The organism is Synechococcus sp. R6-10 (genome assembly GCF_047461815.1).
Classification (GTDB): domain Bacteria; phylum Cyanobacteriota; class Cyanobacteriia; order Thermostichales; family Thermostichaceae; genus Thermostichus.
Window position 1 is genome coordinate 1 of the sequence record NZ_JANSHW010000516.1, and the last position, 1050, is coordinate 1050.

General features: G+C 61.0%; 1 protein-coding gene. It reads right to left on the reverse strand.

The features are described from left to right. A partial coding sequence (locus tag NW837_RS13000; protein WP_414332062.1) for a transposase occupies nucleotides 1–818 on the reverse strand: 818 nt, incomplete at its 3' end. Nucleotides 819–1050: the final 232 nt, after the last annotated feature.

The window sequence follows — 1050 nt, forward strand, 5'->3', positions numbered from 1 at the left end:
GAACCCACACGACACCGATGCCACCCAAAACACCCACGCTTGAGCCAACGAAACCCCTGCTCTATCCACATCCGATACCCATACCACGACCCACACACCGCACGCGCAGGCAAGTCCGTCAACAGATACCACGGCTCCTGTGCCCCTTCGCCCCAAAACACCACCAAAGTACACCGCAACCGATACCGAAACGCCTCCCCAGCAAGCACCACCTGCTGACCCGCCCGCGCAGGACACAACGACGCTAACGCACGCTTCCGACGCCCCCACAGCGGACGGAAATACCCCTGCGCGTTGATGCGCATCAACGGATGCCACCCGTTGCGCACGATCGCGGCAAACAACTCAGGCGACCACAAGCCCCGATCGGTTAGCACATATACAGGCATAGACTTCGGCAACGCGCCACGCAACAGGGCAAGCATCGCTTCGCACAACGGCAGCCACGCGCCTTTGGTGTTGCCCCGCACGACCTTCCACGCGATGGGAATAGTGTGGTGGTGAACCACCACGCCCAGTGCCAGCACCGTCCAGCGGTTGCCCAGCGTGGTGGCGTCTAAGGCGAGGAACACTTCGGGCAGGCGCAACCACGCCACCACGAGGCGCAGCAAGGTCGGGAACAGGGTCTGTTCAGGGAAGGGTTGTTGTCGGAATCGCTTGAGGCGTTGTCGCCAAGTGTTGGGGGCGATGTGGGTGAGTTGCGCGAGGTAGAGGCAGACGCGGGTTTGGGCGAGTGTGCCGAGCGCGATGAGGGCGAACAGGAGCCAGTGGAGTCGGTCGAGTTGCGTTGGTGTGAGTGCGTGTTGGAGGTGTTGCATCAGCGTTGCGATCGGGTACTCTTCTGCCGTGTTGTGCCGTTTGGGTGTTATCATAGTGGATGAAATTTACCCCAAGCGGCACTTTTTTTGTACCCGACCGATGTACCCTTATCAGGAGGTTAGGAGGGGGGATACAACTTCACTCCTAACCCACAGGTTCACTTCGCGGGCGACCAGCGCGGGGTGATGTGGTCGCCCGTTTGGGTGCGCGGGGTAAGTTCCGTGCCGTCGA